The organism is Nitrospirillum iridis, assembly GCF_014205765.1.
In the GTDB taxonomy this organism is placed as follows: Bacteria; Pseudomonadota; Alphaproteobacteria; order Azospirillales; family Azospirillaceae; genus Nitrospirillum; species Nitrospirillum iridis.
The window spans coordinates 233,523-251,213 of sequence record NZ_JACIIZ010000003.1 but is presented as its reverse complement, the minus strand read 5'-3'; the positions used below and the strand labels follow the sequence as shown (position 1 = coordinate 251,213).

Annotated in this window: 10 protein-coding genes; 9 read left to right on the top strand and 1 reads right to left on the bottom strand. The window is 69.4% G+C overall.

The genetic code is table 11. The features are described 5' to 3' along the window. Positions 1-21 precede the first annotated feature (21 nt). The 9 genes from FHS74_RS06400 to FHS74_RS06360 all read left to right on the top strand — a co-directional run bounded on the left by FHS74_RS06400 (position 22) and on the right by FHS74_RS06360 (position 15,909). Positions 22-1,539, top strand: a complete 1,518-nt coding sequence (locus tag FHS74_RS06400; RefSeq protein ID WP_184798633.1) for a tryptophan 7-halogenase — start codon at positions 22-24, stop codon at positions 1,537-1,539. Between the two features lie 44 nt (positions 1,540-1,583). Then, a complete protein-coding gene (locus tag FHS74_RS06395; RefSeq protein WP_184798631.1) occupies positions 1,584-3,641 on the top strand; it encodes a glucosidase family protein in 2,058 nt (685 codons plus the stop codon). Positions 3,642-3,797: 156 nt separating this feature from the next. Further along, on the top strand, positions 3,798-6,551 hold the full coding sequence (locus FHS74_RS06390) for a TonB-dependent receptor (RefSeq protein ID WP_184798630.1): 2,754 nt from the start codon (positions 3,798-3,800) through the stop codon (positions 6,549-6,551). Positions 6,552-6,735: 184 nt separating this feature from the next. After that, complete coding sequence (locus FHS74_RS06385; RefSeq protein ID WP_184798628.1) at positions 6,736-7,278, top strand: RNA polymerase sigma factor; 543 nt, start codon at positions 6,736-6,738, stop codon at positions 7,276-7,278. After that, positions 7,275-8,291 carry a FecR family protein gene (locus tag FHS74_RS06380; RefSeq protein ID WP_184798625.1) on the top strand — a complete coding sequence of 339 codons (1,017 nt, stop codon included), beginning with the start codon at positions 7,275-7,277 and terminating at the stop codon, positions 8,289-8,291. Before FHS74_RS06385 ends, FHS74_RS06380 begins: the two co-directional genes overlap by 4 nt. 43 nt (positions 8,292-8,334) lie before the next feature. Beyond that, positions 8,335-11,301: a TonB-dependent receptor gene (locus FHS74_RS06375; protein ID WP_184798623.1), complete on the top strand. Its 2,967-nt coding sequence runs from the start codon at positions 8,335-8,337 to the stop codon at positions 11,299-11,301. Then, entirely contained in the window at positions 11,301-12,470 is a 1,170-nt protein-coding gene (locus tag FHS74_RS06370) for a hypothetical protein (protein WP_184798621.1), read from the top strand. Before FHS74_RS06375 ends, FHS74_RS06370 begins: the two co-directional genes overlap by 1 nt. A 29-nt stretch (positions 12,471-12,499) precedes the next feature. Beyond that, complete coding sequence (locus tag FHS74_RS06365) at positions 12,500-13,780, top strand: histidine-type phosphatase (RefSeq protein WP_184798619.1); 1,281 nt, start codon at positions 12,500-12,502, stop codon at positions 13,778-13,780. A gap of 32 nt (positions 13,781-13,812) precedes the next feature. After that, positions 13,813-15,909, top strand: coding sequence for a phosphocholine-specific phospholipase C (locus tag FHS74_RS06360; protein ID WP_184798617.1), 2,097 nt, complete (start codon positions 13,813-13,815; stop codon positions 15,907-15,909). Between the two features lie 90 nt (positions 15,910-15,999). Here the strand turns inward: FHS74_RS06360 and FHS74_RS06355 are convergent, their stop codons facing one another. Continuing rightward, positions 16,000-17,580, bottom strand: a complete 1,581-nt coding sequence (locus FHS74_RS06355; protein WP_184798615.1) for an SEL1-like repeat protein — start codon at positions 17,578-17,580, stop codon at positions 16,000-16,002. Positions 17,581-17,691 lie beyond the last annotated feature (111 nt).

Here is a 17,691-nt window from a genome sequence, read left to right as displayed (position 1 = left end):
TTCTTTAAGGAGAGCGAACCCGTGTCAGACCGACGGATCCGGAAGATCGTCATCCTGGGTGGCGGTACCGCCGGATGGATGACGGCCGCCACCTTGGCCAAGGTCAACACGCCGCCGCAGTTCGAGGTGACGCTGATCGAGTCCGACGAGATCGGCATCATCGGCGTGGGGGAAGCCACCATCCCCACCATTCACTGGTTCAATCGCCTGGTCGAATTGGACGAGGCGCAGTTCTTGCGCGAGACCAAGGCCACCTTCAAGCTGGGCATCGAGTTCGTCGGCTGGAATGGCCCCAGGAATGGTGATGTCAGTCGCTATTTCCACCCCTTCGGCCGCTATGGCGGGCCGGCCGACGCGCAGATGTTCTTCCACCGCTGGATCCGCGCCAACCTGGACGGTTCCCCGGAGAGCCATCAGGACTATTCCCTGGCCACCCTGGCGGCCAGGCTGGGCAAGTTCGGGCCGCCCGCGCCCGACGCCAACTCCCTCTTTTCCACCCTGGGCTATGCCTACCATTTCGACGCCGGCCTCTATGCCGCCCATCTGCGCCGCCGGTCGGAGGCGCGCGGAGTAAAGCGTGTCGAGGGCAAGGTGGAACGGATCGAGCAGGATCCGGAAACCGGCTTCGTCACCCGCCTGACCACCCACCGGGGCGAGGTGGTGGAAGGTGACCTGTTCATCGATTGCTCCGGCCTGCGCGCCCTGCTGATCGAAGGCGTGATGAAGAGCGGCTTCGAGGACTGGTCGCATTGGCTGCCCTGCGACCGGGCGCTGGCGGTCCCGTGCGAGCGTGTCGCCAACCCCACCCCCTACACCCGCGCCACCGCCCACGCCTTCGGCTGGCAATGGCGCATCCCGCTGCAGCACCGCACCGGCAACGGCATCGTCTACAGCAGCCAATTCGCCAGCGACGACGAGGCGGCATCCACCCTGATGGCCAACCTGGATGGCGCGGCGCTGGCCGACCCGCGCCTGATCCGCTTCCGGACCGGGCGCCGGCGCCAGCCCTGGGTCAAGAACGTGGTGGCCATCGGCCTGTCCAGCGGCTTCCTGGAGCCCCTGGAGTCCACGTCCATCCATTTGATCCAGAGCGGCATCGCCAAGCTGCTGTCCCTGTTTCCCAGCCGCGCGTGCCCGGAGGAGACGGCCGGCCAGTTCAACCAGGTCTATGCCGCCGACGTTGAATCGGTGCGCGACTTCCTGGTGCTGCATTACAGCCGCACCCAGGGCCGGGATGAGCCGCTGTGGCGCCACTGCCAGGCCATGGCGGTGCCCGAGGGCCTGACCTGGAAACAGACGCACTTCACCCGCACCGGCCGCATCGTGCTGTCGACCGATGAGTTGTTCCGCGAGGCCAGTTGGTTCGCGGTGATGATGGGACAGGGCCTGCGGGCGATGGACTACAACCCGCTGCTGGATACCCTGCCGTCATCTGAAAACCTGGCCTATCTGCGGCGTCTGCGCGAACAGATGGCCAAAGCCGCCGCCACCCTGCCCAGCCACGAAGACTATCTCCGCCGCGTGATGGGCCCGGCCTGAACCGCCCGCCCGCCGGCCGCATTTCCCTGACAGGACCCCCGCCCATGCCTTGCCTTTCCCGCCTGCTCTCCAGTTCCGTCCTGGCCCTGACGCTGGCCCTGACACCAGTTGGGGCGCCGGCATCCTTCGCCAAGGCGACCGCCACGCCAGCGCTGTCCTACAGCCTGACGGAGGGGCGCAACCTCAACACCTTCATCCGCGATGGCGAGGTGGCGGCCCACCTGTTGCTGCGCTCCGGCAAGGACGCGCGCATCCTGGTGGCGTTTCCCGCCGGCAACAGCGGTGTCGGCCTGTGGCTGGACACCGCCGACACCGCCACCTGGACCCTTGCCGGCTCCCCCCGCCCGGTGACCATGGCCGACGCGCAGGGCCGCCCGCTGCGCGGCATCGTTTTCGACGCCACGCTGAAGGCGGACACGGCCGTTCCCCGCCAGGGCGTGCTGTCCAGCACCCGGGTGCTGCGCGAGGCGCAGCACACAGTGCCGGCGCAGGTCCAGGCACAGCCCACCCGCACCCAGGACACGCTCGACTGGGCGCGCGACCGGCTGGATGGCCGGCCCGGCTATCGCCTGACGGTGACCGTGACCCACGGCCGGTTGACGGACGAGGGCCTGAAGGCCGGCGCCGACGGCACCATCGGCCTGCGCGTGGCGGCGTTGACGGGCGAGACGCCGCTGACCCCGCTGTCCGGCGACCACCTGCTGACCGCCGGCGCCGCGCCGCAGCCGGCCACCCGCGACGCCCTGACCTTCCTCAGCTATCAGGAAAAGCTGTTGGCCGGATCCTGGCGTTTCAACACCTACTTCGGCCGCGACACGCTGATGTCGGTCATGTTGCTGATGCCCGTGATGCAGCCCGACGCGGTGACGGGGGGCTTGCGCTCCGTCCTGGCCCGGCTGTCGCCGGCGGGCGAGGTGGCGCATGAGGAGGATATCGGCGAGTTCGCCATCCTGGACCATCTCAAGACGGACGGCACCCTGTCGGACGCGCCGGTCTACGACTACAAGATGGTGGACAGCGATTTCCTGCTGGCGCCGGTGGCGCGGGCCTGGTTGCTGGACGACGCGCGCGGACGGGCGGGGGCGAGGGCGTTCCTGGCTGCCCCCGATGGCCGGCACGGGGTGGCGGAGGCCACCGGCGCCGCCTTGGTACGCAACCTGCGCCGTGTGGTGGCCCAGGCGGCGCCCTTCGCCACGGCGCCGGGCCCCGCCACCCTGGTGCGGTTGAAGCCGGGCGTGCCGGTCGGCGAATGGCGTGACAGCGACGACGGCCTGGGCGGCGGCGTCTATCCCTATGACGTCAACGCCATCCTGGTGCCGGCGGCGCTGGAGGCGGCGGAGGCGCTACTGGCCGCCAAGCTGCTGGACCCATGGCTGGACGCCGCCGCCCGCGCCGATTTGGCCAAGGCCGGCGCCCTGGCCAAGGTCTGGCGGGCCAAGGCGCCCGCGCTGTTCGAGGTGAGCGTCGCGCCGGAGCAGGCACGCCAGGCGGTCGCCGCCTATGCCGCCAAGGCGGGCGTGCCGGCCGAGGACGCCCTGGCCGCCTTGCCGCCAGGGCCTGTGCGCTTCCATGCATTGTCCCTGGACGCGGCGGGCAAGCCCGTGCCCGTGCTGAATTCCGATGAGGGGTTCGCGCTGCTGTTCAGCCGCCCCTCGCCCCAGGCCCTGGAGGCGGCGGTGGATGCCACCTTGCGTCCCTTCCCGGCGGGCCTGATGACCGGGGTGGGCATGCTGGTCGCCAACCCCGCCTACGCCCCGGCACCGATCCAGGACCTGTTCCCCCGCACCGCCTATCACGGCACGGTGGTATGGTCCTGGCAGCAGGCGCTGACCGCCGCCGGCCTGGCCCGCCAGTTGACCCGGACAGACCTTCCACCCACCACGCGGGACAAGCTGACCCGCATGCAGACCACCCTGTGGCAGGCCATCACCGCCACCCGCGGCGTGCAGAGTTCGGAGCTGTGGTCCTGGGACTTCCGCGACGGCCACTACGTCGTCGCCCCCTATGGTGCCGCCGGCGGCGGCGGCGACGACGAGTCCAACGCCGCCCAATTGTGGAGCACCGTCTATCTGGCGGTGCAGCCGCCCCGCAACACCCCCTGACGCCCGCCTCCTGACCCTTGCCCCCCGAATAACGAAACCAAAATTACTAAAGTTCCGTGACGGTCCGGAATCTTCGCGTGCGCCACGTCTTGGCTTGGTAAGGGCGCCCACCGTGGGTGTCCACAAGGGAGCCAAAAGACGATTATGCGACACCCGATGCTCAAGGACGTCCTGCTGTGCGGCGCGATGGCCACTGCCCTGCTGGCCGCACCGACCATCCATGCCGCCGAAACGACGACTTCAACCGGTGATGGCCAGTTGGAGGAAATCCTGGTCTTCGCCAACCGCGACCAGGCCGACAACGGCAAGATGCGGTCGTCCAACACGGTGGACATCATGTCCGCCGCCGACCTGGAACACACCGCCGTCCACAACGTGGCCGAGGCCCTGGGCCTGCTGCCCGGCATCACCGTCAGCCACACCGGGCAATCGGTGGCCGGCGGCATCGACGGCGCCTCGCGCGGTGAAGGCATGCTGGTGGCCGTCCGCGGCATGAATTCCGAATTCGCCGTGGACATGATGAATGGCGTGGAGGTGGCCCAGGGCCTGCCTTACAGCCGCAGCGTCCAGCTGGACCTGTTGCCGCCGTCGGGCCTGCAGACCATCGTCGTCAACAAGACCCTCGACGCCTCGATGAGCGGTGACGCCATCTCCGGCACGGTCGATTTCCGCACGCCCACCGCCTTCGACTTCAATCAGCCGCTGCACTTCAGCGTCCAGGCCGGCAGCCGCCTGGAAAGCCGGGCCCGCGACTATGGCAATAGTGGCCTGGGCGGCAACACCGCGGCGGAAATCGCCAGCCAGTTCGGCCGCGACAACGCCTTCGGCGTCTATGTCAGCGGCTACTATGACAAGCGCTACTTCACCAACAGCGAATTGGCGGGCATCGACGCCGCCCACAACGACGGCGGCTGGGGCTTCGCGGTCAGCAGCACCAGCAACGGCCAGACCAACCCGGCCGGCGTGGACCCGGCGTCCAACCTGCGCCAGACCGGCATCAGCGTCGGCGTGTCCGATGGCAGCACGGAACGCTACGGCGGCAACCTGTCGCTGGACTGGCGCCCGGACGACACCACGTCGGTGTTCCTGCGCGGGTCGTTCGCGCGTGAGAACGCGGTGCAGAACAGCACGCTGAGCCAGATCATCAGCACCAACAAGAGCTGGAACGCCCTGTCCAACGGGCTGTACGGCCTCAGCGTCGACAAGTACCGCACCGCCGTCTGGTATGAGACCAATCCGGAACGCGCCGACCTGTCCACGGTGCAACTGGGTGGTGAGAAGAAGCTGGGGGCCCTCACGCTGACGCCCACCCTGTTCTTCAGCGCCGCCAACAACGACCGCCCGAACCACATCGAGGCGTCCATCCGCAACGACCAGTACAGCAGCAGCGCCCGCTTCAGCAGCGGCATCGCCGGCATGGGCACCAACGACGGCTACCCGGTGCCAGTGTTCAGCCCCGGAATGTATGACGCCCTGAACAACGCGGCCACCAGCCTGTGGGCCCGCCGCGCCGGCCAGTTGACCCAACAGGGCAGCCAGCAGGACAAGTACGGCGCCAAGCTGGATGGCCGGTACGACATGACGAACGAAGGCCCGCTGTCCTTCATCCAGGCCGGCGTCAAGTATGTGGAAAGCACGCGCCAGGTCACCAACCGCGACTGGACCAACACCTTCTTCTCCGCCGTCGGCTACCCCAACAGCACCTGGAGCAGCCTGGGCATCGCGGACGGCAGCTATTCCTCCGTCTACCCCGGCCGCTACAGCTGGTCGATACCCAAGGTCAACCAGCAGGCCCTGCTGAACTACTTCTACCAAAATCAGACGGCCAGCAGCTTCGACACCTGCAACAGCAACTATGCCGACAACCAGAACTGCAACACCCTGAAGGGGCGTGAGCAGGTGAGTGCCGCCTATGTCATGGCCAACCTTCAGTTCGGCGCGGTCGAGGTCATCCCCGGCGTCCGCTTCGAACACACCGACATCCACAACACCTTCTGGGTGCTGAACAGCAGCGGCGCCACCATCGGCCATTGGGGCACCAGCGAGACCACCTATAACGAGCCGCTGCCCAGCCTGCTGCTCAACTGGCGCCCCAGCGACGACACCGTCTATCGCGCCTCGGTCACCCGGTCCTACACCCGCCCGGCGCTGGTGCAGCTGGGCGCCTCGTCCACCGTGTCCACCAGCGCGGACACCGGGGTCCAGACCATCACCCAGGGCAACCCCAACCTGAAGCCCATCGAATCCACCAACGTTGACGTGTCGGGCGAATGGCGGAACAGCCAGGGCGGCCAGGCGTCGGTGGCGGGTTACTACAAGCGCCTGTCCAACTATCTGTTCGACAACGGCTCCACCCTGGTCAACCCGTTCACCACGGGCTCCAGTCTGGTCAGCATCAGCCAGCCGAGGAACGGTGGCAGCGGCGATGTCTACGGCATGGAGTTCTCGGCCCGGCAGAAGTTCGACACCATCCTGCCCGGCTGGATGTCCGGCTTCAGCATCGGCGGCAACCTGACCCGCCAGTGGTCGGTGGTCGACACCGGCATCAAGGGCCTGGACACCGACCAACCCATCCAGAACGCCCCCGGCTGGCTGGCCAACGCCACCCTGTCCTATGAGATCGGCGGCTTCACCGCCGACCTGACCTACAACTACACCGGCTCATACCTGGTCTATTACGATTACCTGGGCCAGGGCGGCAGCTGGGACAACATGTGGGTCCGCCCCACCAACCGGCTGGATCTGCACGTCGGCTACAAGCTGGACAACGGCGTCAGCATCGACGGTTCCGTCTCCAACCTCACCAACAACTACACTTACTGGGCGCACATCGGGAAGAACAGCCTGACCCTGTCCAACATCGTGGACAGCGGCGCCACCGCGCTGATGACGGTCAAATACACCTACTGATCCTGGTTGATCATAGTATTTCCATTGGGGGCGGGACCACAAATGGCACCCGTCCCCAATATTTCGACGCGAGCCCTGCGTCATCAGCACCGGGACCTTGCTTATGGCGCAGGCCTCCATCATAAATTTGCAGCGAATACCCGCTATGACCTTCCCCGTGCCTAAAGGCCGGCTGAGAGGGAATATGGATAGCAAGGCCGATACCCGGCACCCACCAGCGAACATCGCCGAAAACGATGACCTGGAAACGTACCAGGGCTTGCTACGGGGGTACTTCGCCCGCCGGGTCCGCCTGGCGCAAGACGTGGACGACTATGTGCAGGATGTGTTCCTGCGCGCCCTGTCGGCCGCGCCCGACCGGGGCGTTGAAAACTGGCGCGCCTTTTTGCTGCGTGTCGCCAACAACCTGCTGATCGACAGGTTCCGCCAAGGGGCCACCCGGCACCGTGATGCCCATGACGCGCTGGACACGGTGGGGGAGTTGGTGGACGATTGCGGCCATTCCCCCGAACACACCGCCATGTTCCGGCAGGAGTTGGCCTGCCTGGAAGCGGCGCTGCGTGATGTCGACCCCCTGGCGCGACACGCCTTCCTGCTGGTGCGCGTCGATGGGCTGAGCCACCGGGAGGTGGCCGCCCGCCTGGGCCTGGAGGTCAAGATGGTGTCTCGGCAGATCGAACGTGTCCTGGCCCATCTGGCCCGCACGATGGTGGGGCCGACGCGTTGACCTCCACTGACAATGATCAAGCCATATTGGAAGCGGCGGCCGCCTGGCTGCGACGAATTCATCAAGGCGGACTGGACCCCGACGGCCAGCGTGATCTTCGCGCGTGGCTGGTGGCCGACACCCGGCACGTTGCGGCCATGGATCTGGTGACGCGCGCCTGGACCACCAGCGGCGCCATTGATGACAAGGGCACCCTGCGGCCGGACCTGACCCGTGCCCGCGGCCTGCGCCTGGCGGACGACCGGACGCGGCCCCACCGCACCACCCGCTGGCGCGCCCCCCCTTGGCGCCCCATCACCTGGATGCCCCCCGCCGCCGGCCTGGCCACCACCTTGGCCGTCGTGCTGGTCTGGCTGTGGAATGGCGCGGTGAGCGAGGCCGACTATGTCACCGCCGCCCATGACCATACCCAGGTGACCCTGTCCGATGGCACGGTTATGCGCCTGGGTGGCCTGACCCATCTGCATGTGCGCATCGATCCGCTGGGCCGCCGGGTGGACCTGGCCCAGGGCGAGGCGGAATTCCAGGTGACGCATGAGGTCCTGCGCCCCTTCCACGTTCTGGCCGGGGCGCTGGAGGTGCGGGATCTCGGCACCCGCTTCACCGTCTCCGCCCACGGGCCCCAGGTGCGGGCCGTGCTGCTGGAAGGCGCGGCGGAAATCCGCGACCGCGATACCGGCCAAGTTTTGGTCAGCCTTGTCCCCGGGCAACAGGCGGATCAGGACGGGCGGGGGCCCGTACGGCTGAGCAAGGCCAACGTGGCCCAGGTGGCGGCCCGCCAGGATGGCCGCATGCTGTTCGACGACGTGCCCCTGGCCCAGGTGGTGCCGGAGGTGGCGGCCCGCACCGGCATCGTCCTGCGCCTGGACGACCCGGCGCTGGGCGCCATCCGCGTCAGCGGCAGCTATCGCGTCGACGACATCGCCGGCTTCCTGGCCGCCCTGGCCCGCCTGCATCCCATCACCTGGCGACAGGATGCCAATGGGGACTACCGGATTGCCCGCCGGCGCTAAGCCCCATCCCCCCAGACGCCGCCGCGCGCCCGCGGCGGCGCTGTTGGCGTCCTGCGCCCTGCTGCCCTGCCTGACGGCGGGTGGGGCGGCGGCGGGACCGGCGTTCAGCATCGCGGAACAGCCCTTGGGCGCCGCCCTGCTGGAACTGGCCCGTCAATCCGGCCGTGACGTCCTGTTCCGGCCGGAACTGGTGCGCGGCTGCCGCGCCGCCCCGCTGACGGGCATCAGTGATTTCGAGACGGCGCTGTCCCGCCTGATCGGCGGCTGCCACCTGCGCTATCGCCTGGGTGACGGCGGCGCCATCGAGCTGGAACGCGCGCCCCCCCCTTCCGTGGCCACGGTCGGGGGGCCGCTACCGGAGGTGCTGATCGTGAGCGCGCCCTACCGGGGCGTGCCGCCAACCGCCATCGCCACCACCGGCCTGATCGACAGCCTGACGACGGACGACCTGCGGGAACGGGCGGACCGCACCCTGGCGGAGAGCCTAGGCCGCCTGGCCGGGGTCAACGTGCTGGTGACCTCCCTGCAAGGGGATTTGGGCGGCATCGACCGGGCGGCGCGGGGTGAAGGCCAATTCGCCGCCGTGCGCGGGCTGGACAGCGCCTACGCCGTCACCCGCCTGGATGGCGTGTCGGTGGCGCAGAGCATGCCCTATAGCCGGGCCGTGCAGCTGAGCCTGCTGCCGCCCCTGGCCATGGACGGGGTGGAACTGACCAAGACGCCGGACGCGCGCGACGACGGCGACGCCACCGCCGGCCAGTTCGACCTCCGCCTGGCCTCGGCCCTGGAAGGGGGCGCGCACACCCGCCTGCTGCTCCAGGGCAACCTGGACGAACGCTCCGCCACCTTGGGGCGGTCATCCGGCGGCGGCCTCGCCACCGTCGACATCGCCCGGCAGCTGGGCCGGGACAACAGCCTGGGCCTGGCGGTCACCGGCTATTACGGCCGCAACCGCTTCGCCAGCGTGGAGCAGTCCTACCAGTCCACCCAGTTCGAATACCGCCTGACCGACGCCAACGGGCGGACGCCGGCGGGTATGGACCCCGCCCGCAACCTGCTGGCCACCTCGCTGAACGTGCAATATTCGGAAGGGGAGACACGGCGCTGGGGCGGCAGCCTGGCGGGCGACTGGCAGCCCAATGACACCTTCCGCGCCTTCGCCCATGTCACGGTGGCCACCGCCGACACCGATCAGGAGGTCTACCAGATGGGTTTCCAGGGCGGACGGGATCCCAGCTTCATCACCCGTGTCGCGCTGGGCAACGGCCTCTATGAGACCCGTAGCGTCAAGACCCAGGTGCACTACTGGTTCGAGACCAACCCCGACACCGCCACGCTGGGCACGGCGCAAGTGGGTGCCGACTGGCATGCCGGCGCCCTGACCCTGTCGCCCCGGCTGTTCTACACCTGGGGGGAGAACGGCCGGCCCCAGCACATCGAGATGTCGTTCTGGAACCCGGCGACCACCACCGTGGCCCAGGGGCTGACCCTGGGTCACCAGAACGGCTACCCCGTGGTGACGGGGCCGGCGGCGGCCCTGGCGCTGGCCGATGGCGTGGACGGCCTGCCGGTGTCCAACCGGGGCCAGATCACCAGCCTGTCCAGCCGGCAGGACAGGCTGGGAGGGGCCCTGGACGGAAAGCTGGCCATCGCCCCCGACGCCACGCTGGAGGCGGGCGTCAAGATCACCGACAGCCAGCGCGACAGCTACCGCCGCGACCAGGAAGGCCAGCTGGTGGGCGGGCGGGGGGCGGTTGACGCCGGCATCACCCTCGCCGACCTGTCGGCGGTGGGCCTGCGCGCCGGTACCCTGACCGCCCCATTGGCGGGGATCTATGATTTCACCTTCCCGCTGGTCGACGCCGACCGGCTGGCGCAACTGTACCGGCAGCGCGACACGACCGCCCGGTGGACGGCCGACGCCTGGAACGGCAACACCCTGAGCGGGGGGGAGCGCACGGTGGCCGCTTATGCCCAGACGCGGCTGGCCTGGGATGAATTGGAACTGCTGCCGGGATTCCGGGCTGAGTTCTCCGACCTGACCAACCGCTACTGGCTGTCGGGCAACAATGGCCTGCCGGCAGGGGGCGTCAATTACGGCTGGAACGACAGCACCAGCCAGTTCACCGCCCTGCTGCCGCGCATGCTGGCCCGCTGGCGGCCGGATGACCACGCCACCTACCGCGCCGCGATCTGGACCAGCCAGACCGCGCCCTCTCCCTATCAGCTGGCGGGCAACGCCACCGCCACGCAGGACAGCGACGGGGTGGTGACCCTCACGCGCGGCAATCCCGACCTGAAGGCCGTTGACGGCCTGAATTTCGACCTGTCCGGCGCCTGGACATGGCCGGGGACGGAAGCCGGGGATGATGGGCGCCTGGAACTGGCCCTCTTCCACAAGCGGCTGAAGAACTACCTGTACGACGCCGGCGGCAGCCTGGCGACCGGGGCCGCCACCAGCGACGCCCAGGTGCGCCTCAGCATCCCCACCAACGGCGGCACCGCGCGGCTGACAGGCGCGGAACTGACGCTGGACCAGGGGCTGGCGCCCCTGGCGGACAGCCTGCGGCACTTCCGGTTGGCCGGCACCCTCAGCTGGGAAACGACCTCCGTGTGCCTCAACAACGCCGACCTGGATGCGGTGGAACGGGTGCAATACGCGCCCCGCTGGCTGGCCGGCGTGCAGCTGCGCTACGACCGGGATGCCATCCATCTGGCCTTGGACTACCGCTGGGCCGACGATTACGTCCAATCCTACGGCACGGCCTTTGTTTCCGGAGGCGGAACGACCATGGCGGGCAGCGCGCTCGACACCTGGGTGCACCCGACCCGGCGCCTGGACCTCAGCGCCGGCTATGACGTCGGTAGCGGATTGAGCGCCCGCCTGACGGTGCGCAACCTGGGCGACGCCCTGGCCTATCGCACCAGCGTTGGCCGCCATGGTGATGCCGTGGTGCAGACCATCAGCGCCGGCCGCAGCTACCAACTCAGCCTACAGCAGGCCTTATGATGCCCCGGATCCTCGGCCTGGCCGCCGCCCTGTTGCTGACCTGGCCTGCCCAGGCGGCCGCCCCCGCCGATCCCGCCGCCCTGGCCGCCGCCTCACCCCTCACCCGGGAGGCGCTGGCCCGTCTGCGCGCGGACGTGGACACCCTACACGACCCCGCCCTCAAGGCGGCGACGGCAGACGCGCTGTTCAATCCGGCCACCTGCGTGGCCCATCGCGCCCACCTGACCGATGCGGATCGCCAGGCTATCGCCGACCGCCTGGTGGCCGAGGGCCTGGCCGACCCCGCAGATACGCCGGAGGGCTTGATCGCCGGCCTCTTCCCGGCCCTGCCCGGCGACGGCGGCCCCTGCCCCCACCTGCCCCAGCCCCTCGCCGCGGCACCCGGGGGCAATGCCGGCAGCCATCACTCCTGGCCGGGCGGGCTGGCCGTGCATGAGGCCTTCAATGCCCAAAGCGCCCGCGACTTCGCCGCCGCCTATCGCACCCTGGATGGCGCTGACCTGGACGGCCAGGACGACCTGATCACCGCCGCCCCCCTGTGGCATGACTGGGCCAAAGCCTTGCTGTTCGTATGGCGGCCGGATGGCGGGCTGCCGCCGGAGATATCCCTGGGCGGCCACGGGGACGCGGGCGACTTCCGTACCGGCGCGCATCACATCCTGGGCCTGGCGGAAGCCATGGCTCGGCGCCTGCCGGCGGATCTGATCATCGTCCAAGCTTGCGCGCACCAGGCGCCAGAGCGGGGCCGGCCTGATCGCCTGGTCCATTGGCTGCGCGCCGCCGCCATCATCGCCCGGGTGGACCCGGTGGCGGCCGGCTATCTGGCGACGGCGCCATCCGGCGGCCTGACCCTTCCGGGCCTCGCCGCCGGGGCGGAGCCGATGGCGACCGCCGTTCCGCGCTGGTGGTCCGCCTGCCTGATCCATGCCCAGTCCGACCACAACTGGGTCTATGCCGAGCCGGCGATCGAGGATGCCGATGCGCTGCTGCGCCAGTTGGCGCCCCGCTTCGGCATCGATACCGCCAATCCCGCCCAATACGCTTGGAGCTATCGCCATCCGGTGCTGAGCCGCCTGGGCGCCGCCCGAATACAATCGCTGGCGGCCCGGGGCGGCTTGGAAGCCGTGGCCCAAGCCCTCATCCCCATGCGCGCCCAAGGCGTGTTCTAATGTTCCGCTACTGGAAAGATGCCCATACCGTGACCCGCCGCCTGATCCCCCTCGCCCTGACCAGCGTTCTGCTGATCGCCGCGCCCCTTGCCATGGGAACCCCAGCCATGGGAACCCCGGCCGCGCCCACCGACGCGACCGCCGTTCCCCGCTCCCCCACCGGTCAGGCGTTGCGGCTGGAACGGGTGGTGATGCTGGTCCGCCACGGCGTTCGGGCGCCGCTGGACACCGAGGCCGCGCCCGGGTTGGCCCAGGGCGATTGGCCGGCGTGGCCGGTGGTGCCCAGCCACCTGACCCTCCATGGCGCCGCCGCGGCGACCCTGATGGGCGCCTATCAGCGCCAATGGCTGGCGGCCAACGGCCTGCTGCCTTCCACGGGCTGCCCGGCGGACGGCCGGGTGGCGATCTGGACCAACTCGGCGGAACGCACCATCCGCACGGGCGAGGCGATGGCGCAGGGCCTGGCCCCCAACTGTTCCCTGGCCGTGGGCCACAAGCCGCCAGGCACGCTGGACCCCTTGTTCGATCCGTTCGAGGCCGGCGCCGCCACCGTCGATGCCGCCGCCGCCGTGGCGGCGATGGAGCCGGAAATGAGCGACGTGCGCAACGCGCCGACAGCGCTGGCGCCCGCCATAGCCCTGACGGCGCGCGGCCTGGGTTGCGACCGGACGGCGCCAGCCTGCGACCTGGCGCATCTGCCCACCACCATCACCCCCAGCGCCGATAACCGGGGAGTCGACCTGCGGGGACCGGTCGCCCAGACCGCCGGCGCCGCGCAGATTTTCATTTTGCAGTATCTGGAAGGCATGCCGGTGGAACAGGTCGCCTGGGGGCGTTTGGGGACGGGCCCGGATCTCCGCGACGCCCTGGCGCGTATCTCCCGCCTGCACGGCCTGCAGTTCGACGTCTTCGCCCGAAACGCCTATATGGCGCCGCGCAAGGCCGTGGCCCTGGCCCCGCGCTTGGCTGACGCCCTGACGCGCGCCGATCAGCCGCCGGTCACCCTGCTGGTCGGCCATGACGACAACATCGCCGCCATCACCGGCCTGCTGGGCGTGCATTTCCAGGCGCGGGGCTATGGCGTGGACGACCCGCCCGTGGGCGGCGGCCTGCGGCTGGAGGTGTGGCGCGACGCTGGCGGCCAGTCCCTGGTCCGCGTCGCCTATGTGGCCCAGACGCCGGACCAGGTCCGTACCCTGGCACCCCTGAGCCTGGAGACCCCACCGTGGAGCGCCGTCCTGCCCCTGCCCGGCTGCGCCGAGCTGTGCCCGCTGAAGACGCTGACCGACAAGCTGGTCGTTACCCGGTAACGCGCCCTCCTCCGGCCTGAAAGCTGACTATCATGATCGATCGCCGTTCGCTGCTCCGCCATGCCCTGGGCGGTGTCGCCCTTGCCGGCCTGCCGCCGGCCCTGGCCCGCGCCGCCGCCATCCCCGCCGATGTGCGCACCGGCACCATCGAGGATGTCGCCCACATCGTCGTGCTGATGCAGGAAAACCGTGGCTTCGACCACTATTTCGGTACCCTTTCCGGTGTCTGCGGCTTCGGCGACCGCTTCCCCATCCCCGTGCCGCCAGCCGTCGACGGACGGCCCTTGACCGTATGGGACCAGCGTGACGGCACCGACCCGCATCCCCGCATCGTCAACCCCTTCCACCTGTCGACAAAAGCGCATTTCGAGCTGATGCGCATGCAGGGCACACCACACCAGTGGGCCAACGCCCAGGCCGCCTGGGACAACGGCCGCATGGCGCATTGGCCCGAAGCCAAGACCCAGCGCGCCCTCGGCTACTACACGCGGGAGGACATTCCCTTCCAATTCGCCATGGCCGAGGCGTTCACGATCTGCGACGCCTATCATTGCGCCATGCACACCGGCACCAATACCAACCGGCTGTTCCTGTGGACGGGCACCAACGATCCGCACGGGCGCGGCGGCGGCCCGGCGATCGACAACCCCGATGACGATTTGAAGAAGCCCGATGGTGCCAGCGTGCCCCGCTTCTCCTGGACCACCTATCCGGAGCGTCTGGAAGCGGCGGGCGTCAGCTGGGGCCACTACCAGGACATGGAGGACAATTTCGGCGACAATCCCCTCGCCAACTTCCTCCAATATCGCGCGGCCTATCGCGGCGACCCGGGGTCGCGCGCCGTGCTGCGCGAGAAGGGCTTGTCCACCCGGGCGCTGGACAAACTGCGCGAGGACGTCCTGGCCGATCGGCTTCCACAAATCTCGTGGGTGGTGGGAACGGCCGAGGGGTCGGAGCATCCGGGGCCGTCCAGCCCGGCGCAGGGGGCCGCCTATACCGCCCAGGTGATCGACGCCCTGACCGCCAACCCCAAGGTGTGGGCACGCACGGTGCTGTTCGTCACCTTTGACGAAAACGATGGCTTTTTCGACCACGTCCCGCCCCCCGCACCCCCTTCCCCCGATCCAGACGCCACCGGCGGCTTCGCTGGCGCCAGCACCGTGTCGACGGAAGACGACTATCATCGCCTTGCCGCCCCGGGAGCCGATGGCGACGACCTGGCGCTGCGCGGACGCCCCTACGGGCTGGGGCCGCGCGTCCCACTGTATGTGCTCTCGCCCTGGTCGCGAGGCGGCTGGGTCCATTCCGAGGTCGCCGACCACACCTCCATCATCCGCTTCATGGAGCGCCGCTTCGGCGTGATGGAGCCCAACATTTCCCCCTGGCGGCGCGCCGTGTGCGGCGATCTGTTATCGGCCTTCGACTTCAAGACTCCCAACACGCGGCCGACGGCGCTGCCGGATACGGTGCCCGCGCGCGACCGCGCCCGCGCCATCGTCGGCCAGGTCGTGCCCGAGGCCCCGGTTGCGCCGCCGCATCCCACGCAGGAGCCGGGGACGCGGCCGTCGCGGCGGCTGCGTTACGCGCTGGAGGTCGCCGACCATGTCGACGCGGCCGCAGGCACCATCCGTCTCGATTTCTCGGCCGGGGCGGGACAGGGGGCCGTGTTCCACGTCTATGACCGCCTGCGGCTGGACGCCGCGCCGCGCCGCTACACGGTTGAGGCGGGACGCAGCTTGACGGGCGAATGGCGGCTGGCGGGTCCCGAAGGCCTCTATGATCTGTGGGTACGGGCCCCCAACGGCTTCCATCGCGCCTTCGCCGGCAGCGGGGCGCCCACGGCTGCCATCACCTGGAAGGTTGACGGCGACGCGATGCGCGTGACCGTGGCGGCCGGCACCACCGTGACCGTCACCCCCGGCGCCTATGTTGGCCCCCACAAGCCGTGGACACCCGGCCCGGAAGGCGGCGCCATGCGATGGCCGCTCCGCCCGACAGGGGGCTGGTATGACCTGGTCATCACCAGCGCCGCCATGCCCAGCTTCCAGCGCCGTCTGGCGGGACGCGCCGATGGTGACTGGCCGGCCGTCACCGATCCGGCGATCGGATCACCCGCGAGCCGAGACTGACGGCGACGCCGGACAGGACATCACTCCCCCGTGCCTGGCCAGCCTTCGGCCATGCGATCGGTTCATCGCTTGAACCTGAACCGATCGCTTCTATCTTACGATACCTTGAAAGGCCCGCGCCTGGAGCGTTTCCACCACCTGGGGGGCGCGGGGATCGCCAGCCTCGGCCGCCCGGCGCGCCCAGGACAGAGCTTCCTCGACCGCCTCGGGACCGTCATTACTGGCGATCAGCTCAGCCATGGTGCTCATGGCCTCACCACTACCGGCAGCGGCGGCTTTGCTCAACCACTCCCTGGCCTCGACGACATAGCCGTCACCCGCCCCCAACAGCATGCGGGCCAGATTGACTTGGCCGGGGATGTGGCCCTGTTCCGCCGCCAGGCGCGTCCATTTCAACGCGGCCCCGGGATCGTGGGGCAGGCCACTGCCGGTGGCGTGGGCGCGACCGATGCGGAACTGGGCGGAGGCGCTTCCCCTTTCCGCAGCCTGGCAGTACAGGAGCATCGCCTGCTCCTCGCTCTTCTCCAGGCCATAGCCGTGATAGTGCAAGACCCCCAAATTATAGAGTGAATCCGCATGGCCAGCCTCCCCGGCCAAACGGAAATAGTGCCCGGCCCTGGCGTAATCCTGCGGCACGCCTTCACCGCCGAGATGGCATAGCCCCAAACGGAAATTGGCCGGGGCGAAACCGCTCTCGGCCGCCTTGCCGAACCATCGGACGGCCTCGAACGGGTCCTTGGGCAGACCGCGCCCGGCGATGTAGGCTAGGCCCAGGGCCATCTGCGACCCGGCATGGCCCCGGTCGGCCGCCCCCTGGTACCACTGCGCCGCTTCGATATCGCTGGGGGAGCGGGCCTGCCGGCCGGCGTGCAGGTCGCCCAGCAGGGCCATGGATTCCACGTCCCCGCGCAAAGCGGCCCGGCGCAGCCAAGTCTCCGCGGCGGCCCCGTCGGCGACCACATCCTGGCCGCGCATGTACATGACGCCCAGCGCCCGCTGGGCCGCGACCACTTGGGCATCAGCAGACCGCCTCAGCGCCAGAAGACCGCGCTCCGGATCCCGATCCGCGCCCTGACCAGTAAGGTAGGCCATGGCCATATAATATAGAGCGGTGGGATTGCCAACGGCCGCCGCTTCCTCGTGCAAACGCAAGGCCCCCACGGGATCGGGTTCGCCCAGATCTCCGCTCGCCAGGATAAGCGCCAGCCCCACCTTGGCGGCGTGACTGCCGGCATCTGCTGCCCGCCGGTACCAATCGGCCGCAGCCTGCGGGTCCCCATCGTCACCACTGCGCCGAGATAACAACCATCCCAGCAGGACCTGGGCTTCGACATGGCCTTGCCGCGCCGCTTTTTCCGCCCAGATTCGGGCCACAGCCAGATCCTGAGGCAAGTAGAAGGCGTCGCGGGGCCGGTCATCCTCCTCACCCGGCGGCTTGCCCACGCCATTGGCGTAAAGGGCCGCCAGCCGACTTTGGGCCTCGGCATCCCCAGCCTCCGCCGCGGCGGTATTCCAACGGAGTGCCGCCGCGGGATCAGGCAAGACGCCTTGGCCCCGCTGCAACACCTCTGCCAAGTCCCGCATGGCGACGGCGGAGCCCGCCCGGGCGGCGGACACCAACGCCCGGGCGGCCCCGACCGCGTCTCCCCGTGCGGCCAGCCGACGCGCCACCGCCAATGACCACGCCGCGGTCCCTCGCCCTGGACGCCACGTCAATGCCCGGTCTATCAGCGTCATGTCACCGAACGCGCCCTCTCACGCGGCCGAAGGGTTCTCATGATG

What these genes read in the sequence shown, in the direction of transcription:
- FHS74_RS06395 (WP_184798631.1), top strand. Translation starts at nt 1,584, where the DNA reads ATGCCTTGCCTTTCCCGCCTGCTCTCCAGTTCCGTCCTGGCCCTGACG.
- FHS74_RS06390 (WP_184798630.1), top strand. Translation starts at nt 3,798, where the DNA reads ATGCTCAAGGACGTCCTGCTGTGCGGCGCGATGGCCACTGCCCTGCTG.
- FHS74_RS06385 (WP_184798628.1), top strand. Translation starts at nt 6,736, where the DNA reads ATGGATAGCAAGGCCGATACCCGGCACCCACCAGCGAACATCGCCGAA.
- FHS74_RS06370 (WP_184798621.1), top strand. Translation starts at nt 11,301, where the DNA reads ATGCCCCGGATCCTCGGCCTGGCCGCCGCCCTGTTGCTGACCTGGCCT.
- FHS74_RS06360 (WP_184798617.1), top strand. Translation starts at nt 13,813, where the DNA reads ATGATCGATCGCCGTTCGCTGCTCCGCCATGCCCTGGGCGGTGTCGCC.